A 230-nucleotide genomic window follows, 5' to 3' on the forward strand; every position below is an offset into this window, starting at 1 on the left:
GACGTACAGCGCTTCCTTCTGATATGCGCAGGTCACCACGATGCTGGGTTCTCCGAGTTCTTGCGGCGCGACAATACGCTTAGTGTGGAGTCCATGCCGTACGATCGCTACCTTGAACGGGCACGCACCTACTTCGGTTTCTCCGAATCGCAAGTGCAGCGTCTTTTTGCCAAACTGAAAACTCTTTTGTAAAGGTTGAAAATGAAGCTGGTTCACGAATTTAAAGAGGG

The 230-nt window shown here is 50.4% G+C and carries 1 protein-coding gene; it reads left to right on the plus strand.

From position 1 onward, the window contains the following. The coding region (locus AC1RO3_RS09475) for a hypothetical protein (protein ID WP_481764167.1) at window positions 1-192 on the plus strand (192 nt) is incomplete at its 5' end. Window positions 193-230 lie beyond the last annotated feature (38 nt).

This window comes from Dellaglioa sp. CoH-57-MRSF-19, assembly GCF_056781975.1.